Raw genomic sequence first — 10,309 nt, 5'->3', positions numbered from 1 at the left:
CCCGTGGCCCGCGAAGCGTCTCCTCGTCTCCGGTGATCGGTTCGCTCTCCCAGTACTCGTGATCCTCGTCCGTACGGAAACACGCCGTCTCCAGGCGCGCTTCGACTGTTTCCAGATCCGGCGTCTGGCGCGTGCAGATCTCGCGGGCCTCGGGACAGCGCGTGTGGAACCGGCAGCCGCTCGGCGGATTCTTCGCGTCGGGGATGTCGACAGTTCGCAGCGGCATCTCGGTCTCGTCGGTGTCGAGGCCGGGAGTCGCCCACAGCAGCGCCTTCGTGTACGGGTGGACGGGGTCGCGGAGGATCTTGTCGACGGACCCGATCTCGACGATCTCTCCGAGGTACATGACCCCGATGCGGCCGCCGGATTTCTCGGCGAGATACCGGGCGTTCGAGAGGTCGTGACTGATGAACAGGTACGACGTATCGAACTGCTTCTGCATCTGGAGGAAGAGATCCATCATCTCGATGCGGAGGCTCACGTCGAGCGCGGAGACGGCCTCGTCGGCGAGGATGAGATCGGGATTCATCAGTAGTGCACGGCCGAGCGCGACTCGCTGTTGCTCCCCACCTGACAACTGGTGTGGGAATCGCTCGGCGTAGTCTTCAGGAGGTTCCATCCCGACGAGCGAGAGGATCTGGAGGACCCTGTTGAAGCGGGTCTCCCCGTCGAGATTCGCGTACCACTTCCGGAGCGGTTCCGAGAGGATGTCCTTTATCCGCTGGTGGGGGTTGAGCGAGCTTCCGGGATCCTGGTGGATGACCTGTAGCGACTTGCGGATCTCTTCGAACTCGACGCCGTTCGTCCGCCCCTCCGCCTCGGCTTCCCAGACGTCGGCACCGTGGTACGTGAGAGTGCCGCCCGTCGGTTCCTGGAGTCCGACGGCCGTCTTCCCGAGCGTCGTCTTGCCACAACCCGATTCGCCGACAAGCGCGACCACGTCCCGCTCGGCGATCTCTAGATCGACACCGTCGACGGCGTGGACCGTCTGGGACTCGCCGAAGAGTCCGAGCAGGCCGTCGTTATCCTCGAAGTGGACCTCGACGTCGTCCAGCGCGACGAGCCGTTCGGCGTCCGGGTCGCGCTCAGGTGCCGTGATCGCGTTCTCGTGGTCGGGCTCCACTTCGATGTCGATCTTCGACGGCGCAGCCTCCCAGTGGAAACACGCTACCCGGTGACCGTCGTCTGTCTCCAGCATTTTCGGGTCCTCCGAGACGCACTGCTCGTCGGCGAGCGGGCATCGCGGGTGATACGAACACCCGGCCGGGTCATCGACTGGGTCTGGTGAGGAGCCCTCGATCGGTTCCATGTCGGAGACGGGCGCGTCCATGTTCGGCATCGACTTGAGGAGCGCGCGGGTGTACGGATGTGTGGCCGAATCGACGATCTCCCCGGCAGGTCCCTCCTCGACGAACTGGAAGGCGTACATCACGGCGAGTCGGTCGGCAAGTTCGGAGACGAGCGCGAGGTCGTGGGAGATGAAGATCAGCGTCAGATCGTACTTCTCCTTGAGCCGCTCCATCAGCTGGATGATCGAGCGCTGCATGAGCAAGTCCAGCGACGCAGTAGGCTCGTCCATGACGACGACTTCGGGTTCGAGCACGAGAGCGAGCGCGATGAGTGCACGCTGTTTCATCCCGCCGGAGAGCTCGTGGGGATAGGCGTCGAAAACGCGGTCCGGTTCCAGGTATAGGTCCGAGAGGAGCGTCCGGGCTCGCTCCATTCCTTCGTCGACATCAGCGCGGTGAGCGCGGAGCGTCTCGACGAAGTGCGTCTCGATCTTCGTCGTCGGGTTGAACGAGCTCATCGCGCCCTGGAACACCATCGAGATCTCTTCCCAGCGGAACGCTCGCAGGTCGTCCTCGGGGAGATCAAGCACGTCGACCTCCCCGCCGCTGGGCGGGTAATACGTCACATCTGCGTCGAGAATCCCGGGTTCAACCACCGCGTCGATGATGGAGGAGGCGAACATGGACTTCCCGGATCCCGATTCGCCAACGATGCCCAGTGTCTCGCCCCGCTGGACGTCCATCGAGACATCGTTGAGGACCTTCGAGGTCCCGCGGTCCATATCGAACATCACGTCGGCGTTTCGAACCCGGAGAACCGTGTCACCGCCCACCTGCGCACTCCGGGCTATCGAGTTCGCTTGCGTATCCGACATAGAGTTACCCGGATTTCCCATTCACAGGGTATTATTGTTTGGGTAAACGTAAAAATCCAGACAGCTTTGGCCGACGAACGAGAGGGGTTAGCGAAGCGAGTGACCACCTACCGCAGCCCGTGGTCACTCGTAGTTGTACTTGATGTGGCCGTGTCTGAGCGCGACGTCGTTCGATGCGTAAATCTTCAGGTCTTCGTTACCCTGTGGCATCTCGAAGTCGCGGGTGTCGCCCCACCACGCGCCTCGCATCTGGAGGCTCACGAAGTGCGGCAGATCGAAGTTCCAGTACCGGAGCAGCTTCTTGAGGTTGCTGACGGTTTCGTCGCGGTTCTGGGCCTTGTGGATGTTGTCCCACGACTCGTAGAGGTTGACCTCCTCACCGTCACCGGAGACCTCCATCGCACCGGGTTCGGATGGGATCGTCGGTGTGAGCGGGATCCCGGTGTGTTGGGACTCTTCGAGCCCTTCGTCAAGCCACCCTTCGATGTCGGACCGGAAGCTATCAGGCTCGGCGAGGCGGAGACCGCCCGGATAATGCGGTCGGAAGTACGACACCGGGTGGTTGATCCAGTTGTTCTGGTAGTAGAACGATAGGTCGTGTTCCATGCTCCCCCAGGCGCGCTCGCGGAACGAGGCCGCTTCGAGCGCCTGGAACTCGACGTTGAAGCCGAACTGGTCGAGCTGGGCGTTGACGGTCCTGGCGCCGTCGACGAATGCGCCCCAGTTCATTCCGAGGACACTGAAGGAGACGGCCTCACCGTCAGGGTCGACCCACTCGCCGTTCTGCTTCGAGTAGCCGGCCTCTTCGAGGAGCTGCGTCGCGCCTTCAGGGTCGGCCTCATTGGGGTACGTGTGCAGTTGTTCGTAGAAGTCGTCGCCGCACCACTCCCTGACCCAGTTGTCACCCATTCCGGTTTGTTTCTCGACGGTCGTGGCATTGGGCGACTGATTCTGGATGATGTTGTTGTTGTCGATGAGGTGGGCCAGTGCTCGCCGGACCGTCCGATTGCCGAGGTGGTCGTTCGTGTGGTTGAACATCACCTTGCTCATCTGTAACGTCGGACGGGTGATGATCTCCTTGAGGTGGTCTGGTCCCTGGAAGTCCTGCGGGAGGAAGCCCCCGCGCATGTCGATCTTGTCCTGCTGGATGATGAGCGACGAGCTCTCGGTGATCGTCCGGGTGCGCACTCGCTGGACCTGGTCTTCTGTCGCCCACGGATGGTCGTCGCGGAGTTCGAAGACCATCTCCTGGGCATTTGCCTCCACGAGTTCGTAAGGGTGGTTACCGAGTCCCTCTTCGAGGACCGTCGTCGTAGTGATCTCCGTCTGCGTGAGCTCTTCGGTAATACTATCGCGCTCGTCTTGACTGGAAGCGTCCTGATATCGCTGGAGCCACGACTCGAATTTCCAGCGGGGGACGGCGATCGGCGTGCCGAGTGCGTTCGAGCGCTCGACGATCGTCGGGTTCTGCTGGTCCTTGTACTCGAACTCCAGCGTGTAGTCGTCGACGAGCCGAACCTCCGCCAGGTCGCTGTCGCTCGGGTTTTGCAGCCGATCGATCTCCCACTTCGTGTACTCGTCTTCGGCGGTGACGGCATCGCCGCTCCACCAGGTCAGGTTCTCCGGGAACGTCCACCGCTCGACGTTGTTCTCGGTATCGTACTCCCAATTTTCTAGCGTGTGATCCAGATGTGGTCGGATTTCGTGGTAGAACTGCCGCGCGACGCCCGCCTGGTAGCCGGTGATGAAGAAGTTCCAGTTGAAGTCAGAAGGGATGTTCTGCTGGAATCGAGTGAGCTCCCCGTCCCGGGGCGACCCCGAGATGGTCGACGCTCCGTCACTCGGATCCGTACTCCCACCGTCGCCGGACCCGCTTCCGTCGCCGCTCATCGCCTCCGTCGACGACGGTGGTTCCGTGTCTTCGCTGTTACAGCCGGCGAGTCCGGCGAGGCCAGCCCCCGAGAGGGCAAGCCACTTCCGACGAGTCATCCCGTTCGACACCGTACTGTCTGAGCTTCGCTGTGATTGCGAATCTCTACCGTTCGCCATATCCGGTAGTCAGAAGTCGTAGATAAAAATATTTCTAATGAAAATTGTCATAAATCCGTCTCGGATGCCGACCGATGATCGAACAGATCCGCCCCGAGGAAAGCTAGCGACGCGCCGACTAGGCTCCACGGGAGTGAAACGATGGTGGCAGCTCCGACTCCTCCGGCGAATAGGCAGACGCGCCGCCGTCGACCGTGGAGCGAGTAAAGTACTGCTAGCGACTGTATCGCGCCGATGCAGATGAAGACAATGGCCAGCACACCGATGATATCAACCACGGAAGTAACCAAGCTAGGTCCCCAATTGAGCGCCGTGCCCGAATCGAAGGTCCGAGCGACGAACTGAACGACGGCCCGCTCGGAATTCGCCTTCAGAGAGAATCGGAGCGATGTGAGCCCCACGGCAATGTTTGCGACCGCTGCGAGTGCAAAATGCGCAGCACAGACCCATCTCGATCGTTTGGCGGGCGATTCCATTGTAACGCTTCGCATATCCCGAATTCGGAGACTAATTACATAATTCTACCGTGGCACCGTACCGCCGGTATTCGGGACACGGGCGTTGCGCTTGCCCAGTAAGATCGGGCGCGCAATTTATCGCCAGGCTCGATCATTCGCACGTTTTCGACAAACGAACAATAACCCGGCGAACAGCAGTCCGAAGAAGGCCAGTCCGGCGAGATTCACGACCGTAATCACGTACGTGCTGGATCCCTCTTCGACGTAGGTCAGCGAGACGATCATCAGCGGGACCATCAGCACGACGAACCCAAGCGCGGCCGCGAGCGAGCGGCGTCGCTCGCAGGCGTGGCGTAGAAACGTTTCAGCGAGCCCGTGGTCGCTCATACGCCGTGATCGATCACCAGGTGTGTAAACCTTTACCCATGGATAGAGGACGGCCCGGACGGGAGAGAACTCGCTCGGACACCGCCCGGGAGAGGTCCATTGCGACTGGTCTGGCTCCGTGTAACAGAGTTAGTTTTGTCACGGACCGTGGGCCGTGACTTCCACGCCAAGTTTACTTCGGCGCGGAGTCGGTATCGTCCATCGGTAGCGGAACTATCTCGCCGTCCTCGTAAGTAAGTCCGTGCCCGAACGGCCACTCGTCGTCGATGTGCACGGGGAGCCGCCCCTCGGGGGTGCGGCCGAAGGTGACTGCGACCGCGGCCCGGCGCACGGCGTCGTTCTTGTCCAGCGCCCACGAGAACGTGGTATCGTACAGGAAGAGCACGGCATCGGCGAGGTCACGGTACGCAACGGCGTCGTACGGCGCTCCCGATTCGAACACGATTACTGGCGCGTCCCGGTCGCCGACGGCGGCGAGTATCTCGTCATCGCCATCGGCGCTCACGATAATGCGGTCGGCTTCAGGGAGGTCTGTGGCATCCTCGCGTTCGTAGACGGTGCAGGTCTCGGAGACATGGTCGGCAACTGCCTGCGCGATCGATTCGTGTTGGAAGCCGACGACGAGGGCCGAGCCATCCTTCTCCGCCAGTGGCAGCACACCGTCATCGCTGGCCAGGGTGATAGTCCGGCCAGCGAGGCGGTTCGCGGTCGCCCGACCGTCTGGATTAAGGTGCCCGTCCGTGACACGCTCCGCGGACGGCCGGGGCGTCCGGAGGTGGTTGTGCGAGAGCTTTAGCCGGAGCACTCGCCGAACGGCCTCGTTGACGCGCTCAGTGGACAGCGTGCCAGTTTCGAGCGCATCAACCAGTCGATCGCGGACGTCGACCAGTTTATCGAACGAGCACAGCGTCATCGCGACGTCGGCACCCGCCCTGATCGCCTCCAGTGCGGCCTCCTCGATCGTCCACTCGTCGGTGATCGCTTCCATATCCAGCGAGTCCGTGACCGCGACTCCTTCGAATCCGAGGTCGTCGCGCAGCAGGTCGTAGACCGCTGGTGAGAGGCTCGCCGGGCGGTCGGGATCGAGCGCATCTACGAGGAGATGACCGGTCATGACCGATTCGACGCCGGCGTCGACCGCCCTGGCGAAAGGGGGCAGATGTGCCGCTTCAAGTTCTCTGCGAGAGCACTCGATGTAGGGCAGGTCCGTGTGCGAGTCGTCAGCCGCCGCGCCGTGGCCGGGGAAGTGGCACGCGGTCGCAACGACCCCCTCGGACTGGTACCCCTCGACCTGTGCCGCGACCATGTCGCCGACGAGTTCGGCGTCGTCAGCGAACGACCGCCAGCCGATGATGGGGTTCTCCGGTTCGGTGTTCACATCGGCGATCGGTGCGTTGTTCCAGTGGACGCCGAGCGACTTCGCCTCGCGGGCGGTTATCTCAGCGGCCGACCGCGCGGCTGCCGTCGAGCGGGTCGCCCCGATCCCCATCGCCTGCGGGAACTCGGTCGCGTCTGTGCACTTCTGGCCGACTCCGTGCTCGAAATCGGCGTTGACGAGCGGTGGGACCGCCAGTCGTGTCGATTTGGCGAGTTCCTGAACCTGATCGAGATACACCAGCAGTTCCTCGGGCGAGCGATCGGTCGACCCTATCACTGGGCCGCCGACGGTTCCGACCTGCAGGTCGAGGATCACACGCCGATCGGGGTCGCCGAGGGTCCCGTCTTCGCTGGTGTACGGCTTGGCCATCAGCAGCTGGCCGACTTTCTCCCGCGGCGTCATCATCTTCACGTACTGCTCCACGATCATTCGTCTACCCGTCGTGTTTCGACTCGCACGCTACGAAACACATGCATAACCCTCCTGATTAAGTCTTTCTCTCACACGGGCCCGGCCGCGTCCCTTTTAGCAAACGGAGCCGGTCGAACGCCGAATCCGGATGCGGCGACCAACCGGCGCGAGGTCGGCAGGACAGGGATTATTATCGTCCTGTGTTATCTACTAGTAATGGCTGATAGCGAATCCGGGGCTGAATCGGGGGAGAAGACCTGTTGCAAGCTGAGTCGGGTCGCACGAGACTACGGGATCGAGGACGTGGAAGGGGAACTGGTGGAACTCTGGCAACGGGAAGAAGATCGGTACAGCCTGCGCGAACTCGCGGAGTACTTCAACGAGGAACTGGTTCGCGAAGCGATGGAGCGCCACGGTCTCATGCCGCTGCAAGGCGAACCCGAGCACATCTACCACCTCCTCACAGACGGCGATGTCAGCGGCGGGATGAAGGCCCAACTGCGCAACCGACTCGAACAGAGCGGGATCGATCCAGACCAGCTCAAGGACCATACCGTCTCTTATCAGACGGTCAACCGCCACTTCAAGCAGTGTCTCGACCTGTCGTTTGAGTCCAGAGAGTCTACCGGCCCGAAGGAACGGATCGATTCGGTCAACGCGATGGCGAGACGGACTGAATTAGTCGCCCAGCAGACTGTCGAGCAGTTGCAGTACGCCGACGACATCACGCTGGGCGATTTCGACGTCACCGTTACCGTCGGGTTGACCTGTACCGACTGCAACAGGGATCTCCGACTACACGAACTCGTCGACCGTGGCGGCTGTGACTGTTGACTCGGCCAATAGTTGCGGAAGGATAACCTATTTGCCTGTTGCGGGGGCCACACTATACTGTGCCACGTTACTCAGTCGCAGTGATCGGAACGGGTGCGGACCCGGAGAACCCCACGTCAGCGGGGTTCGCGATGGGGTATCACCATGCCAGGAACTACGAGAAGCTCCCGGAGTGTGAGGTCGTCGCCTGCGCCGATCTCGTCCGCGAGAACGCCGAAGCGTTCGCCGAGACGTTCGACATTCCCGACGAGCGCGTCTTCGAGGACTATGGTCGGCTGCTCGAAACCGTGGAACCGGATGTCGTGAGCGTCACGGTGCCACCCGCGGCGCACGCGGACATCGTCGTCGACTGTGCCCGCGCAGGCGTCTCGGCGATCCATTGCGAGAAGCCGATGGCCGCCACGTGGGGCGGGGCCCGAGAGATGGTTCGCGAGTGCGACGAACACGACGCATACCTGACGTTCAACCACCAGCGCCGGTTCAAGCCGAGCTGGCGCGTGGCGAACGAACTGCTCGAAAACGGGCGCATCGGCGACCTCCAGCGTGTCGAGATGTGGGCACCGAACCTCTTCGACTGGGGCACCCACTGCTTCGACATGCTCGGCAAGTACGTCGACGAGGCGGCGCCCGAGTGGGTGCTCGCGGGGCTTGACTACAGCGAGGAGAACGTCTTCTTCGGCGCCCACAACGAGAATCAGGCGGTTGTGACCTGGAAGTACGAGAACGGCGTCGACGGGTTCGCTCAGACCGGGTCGCCTGACGGAGTCGTCCCCGCTCGACTTCGACTGCTGGGGACCAAGGGCACCATCGAGGTCGACCCGCTCGACGAGGAGTCGGAACTGCGCGTCCGCGCGGTCGACGACGACGGGTGGGTCGAACCCGACCTCCCGGAGTGGGACATCAACGAGCGCGTGATGCGGGACGTAATCGGCGCGCTCGAAACCGGCGAGCAATCGGAGCTGTGCGCCGAGAACGCACGTAACGCGACCGAACTCATCTTCGGGGCGTGGGAGTCGGTCCGTACTCGTGGCCGCGTCGAGTTCCCGCTGGAGATCGACGACAACCCGCTAGAGGCGATGATCGAATCGGGAGAACTCACGCCTGTGCCGAGCGACGAGTAGCTATCTGCGCGCGCTGAGCAGTCATCCGCCTCCCGTATCGCCGCCTGTGGACACCGTTACTCGCTCCCGTTCGGTGCCCAGTCGACTGACTCGTCGACGGGGTACATCGGACGGGGGATCCGGTCGTAAGGCAGTTCGGCGAGCCGCTGATCGGTGTCTCCCGGTGTCAGAGCGAACAACCGACGGGAGGCGGCCTCTTTCCAGGCCGGGCTCAGGTATCCACTCTTGAGTACGATCACGTCACGCTCGCCGGGCTCGACGTCGAAGCCACGGAAGTACTCTGGATCGCGATGTACGTTCGTCTGGCGGTCCGTGATCACGACGTCCACCCCGTCGAGAGACACGAACGCCGCGTTCACGCCGTCCGTCTCGCGGACCGCCCTGACCGTCCCAGAGGCGCGCAGCCCACCGTTTGCTTCTGCGAACCGCCCAAGTTCGAACGAGACGGACGCGCCTTCCCCTGCGGCTTCGCAGGTCCGATGGGCATCCGCGTCCGCGATGACGGCCACGAGCGGCCGTCCGAGGTCGTCCCGTTCGAGCACCGCGGCGAGCGCGTCGACTGCGTTTTCACTAGCCCCGGCACCCGGGATATCCCCGGTGTCAGCGATAACGACCGGCCGACCGCTGTGGTTCGCCGCCGTGTCGAGCGCACTGTCAAGGTCATGAGCCTCCGTCGTGAAGTCGAACTCGTCGCGGCGGCCCCAGAAGCGCTCGGCCAGTTCCCGGGCCGTCCGCTCGATCGTCTCTACCGCCGCGGCATCACCGGTCACCAGCGCATGGCAGCCGGCGTAGGGCGAGTCGGCCCACGGGAACCCGAGGAAGTAGTTCGCGTCGTAGACGCCGTCGATCCGGTCGCGTTCGCGCAGTTCGTCGATCAGAGTCCGCATCGGTTCACTGTCAGTCTCCGATTGCTCGCCGGCCAGCAACATCGGGAACGGCTCCCAGCCGAGAGCGAGCGCCACGTCGTCGGCGACCGCCGAGAGCAGTAGGTCGGCCGCACGCTCCCCGGTCTCGACGACGTCCGTGTGCGGCGCGGTCCGATACCCGGCGACCCCGTCGAGATGAGCGACCATCTGCTCGGTGATCGTCGCGTGCATGTCCAGCGCGGCGGTGATCGGTACGTCGGGGCCGACCTCGTCACGGATGGCGGCCAGTAGTTCACCCTCGGGGTCGGCGAGACCGTCGACGTACATCGATCCGTGGAGGTCGAGGCAGACGCCGTTGAGGCGTTCCTCTGCGAGTCGATCGATGATACCCGACTGTATCGCGTCGAACGCCTCCCTCGTCACGACGCCCGATGGGATGGTGGCCGCACCGTACGTCGGAACGATCTCCGCACCCCCTGATCGAAGCCGGTCGACGATCCCCGAGAGGGAGCGCGCGCCGTCGAACTCCTCTAGCAGCGCCTCGTCCGCGGCCGTCTCGAAGTCGTCGATGGTCGTCCGGGCGTCGGTGAACGTGTTGGTCTCGTGGCTCGCAGTCGCGACTGCAATGCGCATACCGCGGA

Annotated in this window: 8 protein-coding genes; 2 read left to right on the top strand and 6 right to left on the bottom strand. The window is 63.1% G+C overall.

Annotation, left to right across the window (positions count from 1 at the left end):
- The 5 genes from AB2U09_RS02670 to AB2U09_RS02650 all read right to left on the bottom strand — a co-directional run.
- Window positions 1-2,164 (bottom strand): ABC transporter ATP-binding protein (locus tag AB2U09_RS02670; protein ID WP_459191140.1); only part of this gene is annotated, 2,164 nt, incomplete at its 3' end.
- Between the two features lie 123 nt (window positions 2,165-2,287).
- Window positions 2,288-4,213: an ABC transporter substrate-binding protein gene (locus AB2U09_RS02665; protein WP_459191139.1), complete on the bottom strand. Its 1,926-nt coding sequence runs from the start codon at window positions 4,211-4,213 to the stop codon at window positions 2,288-2,290.
- 47 nt (window positions 4,214-4,260) lie between these two features.
- Window positions 4,261-4,491, bottom strand: a complete 231-nt coding sequence (locus tag AB2U09_RS02660; RefSeq protein WP_459191138.1) for a hypothetical protein — start codon at window positions 4,489-4,491, stop codon at window positions 4,261-4,263.
- A gap of 315 nt (window positions 4,492-4,806) precedes the next feature.
- Window positions 4,807-5,058, bottom strand: a complete 252-nt coding sequence (locus AB2U09_RS02655) for a hypothetical protein (RefSeq protein WP_459191137.1) — start codon at window positions 5,056-5,058, stop codon at window positions 4,807-4,809.
- A gap of 172 nt (window positions 5,059-5,230) precedes the next feature.
- A complete protein-coding gene (locus tag AB2U09_RS02650; protein ID WP_459191136.1) occupies window positions 5,231-6,865 on the bottom strand; it encodes a glycoside hydrolase family 3 protein in 1,635 nt (544 codons plus the stop codon).
- A gap of 198 nt (window positions 6,866-7,063) precedes the next feature.
- On the opposite strand from AB2U09_RS02650, the gene rdfA reads away from it, so the two are divergent.
- Window positions 7,064-7,681 carry a rod-determining factor RdfA gene (rdfA, locus tag AB2U09_RS02645; protein WP_459191135.1) on the top strand — a complete coding sequence of 206 codons (618 nt, stop codon included), beginning with the start codon at window positions 7,064-7,066 and terminating at the stop codon, window positions 7,679-7,681.
- 59 nt (window positions 7,682-7,740) lie between these two features.
- The gene (locus AB2U09_RS02640; protein ID WP_459191134.1) at window positions 7,741-8,802 is read left to right on the top strand and encodes a Gfo/Idh/MocA family protein; all 1,062 of its coding nucleotides are present in this window, start codon (window positions 7,741-7,743) and stop codon (window positions 8,800-8,802) included.
- Between the two features lie 56 nt (window positions 8,803-8,858).
- Here the strand turns inward: AB2U09_RS02640 and AB2U09_RS02635 are convergent, their stop codons facing one another.
- A complete protein-coding gene (locus AB2U09_RS02635) occupies window positions 8,859-10,301 on the bottom strand; it encodes a M81 family metallopeptidase (RefSeq protein ID WP_459191133.1) in 1,443 nt (480 codons plus the stop codon).
- Between the last annotated feature and the right edge of the window lie 8 nt (window positions 10,302-10,309).

Source organism: Halosimplex yunnanense, from assembly GCF_054504345.1.
The sequence above is the reverse complement of the archived record's forward strand: the minus strand, read 5'-3'. Positions and strand labels throughout refer to the sequence as shown.